Raw genomic sequence first — 412 nt, 5'->3', positions numbered from 1 at the left:
CCGGAATATCATGCCTTCGCGCCGAAGTTCGACGAGGTGATCGCGGCCGAAGATCTTTGCGACCATGACGAACTGGAACGTTTGCGCAGCTATCTCGACAAGCAGCTCGCGCATCTGCAGGGCATTGTGGCGCGGCTCGCCAACCGCCTGCAGCGCCGCCTGATGGCGCAGCAGAACCGCGCCTGGGAGTTCGATCTCGAGGAAGGCATTCTCGATCCGGCGCGGCTATCACGCGTCGTGACCGATCCCTATCATCCGCTGTCCTTCATGCATGAGAAGGAAGCGACCTTCCGCGATACAGTAGTGACGCTACTGCTCGACAATTCAGGTTCGATGCGCGGTCGCCCCATTACGGTGGCAGCGACCTGCGCCGACATTCTCGCGCGCACGCTGGAGCGCTGCGGCGTCAAGG

The 412-nt window shown here is 62.1% G+C and carries 1 pseudogene; it reads left to right on the top strand.

The window, feature by feature from the left end:
• Window positions 1–412: pseudogene (locus I6F37_RS42220) on the top strand (cobaltochelatase subunit CobT); the annotation flags it as partial.

The sequence above is a fragment of the Bradyrhizobium sp. NBAIM08 genome, from assembly GCF_020193935.1.
Lineage (GTDB): Bacteria > Pseudomonadota > Alphaproteobacteria > Rhizobiales > Xanthobacteraceae > Bradyrhizobium > Bradyrhizobium yuanmingense.
This window is presented reverse-complemented; position numbering and strand designations above follow the sequence as displayed.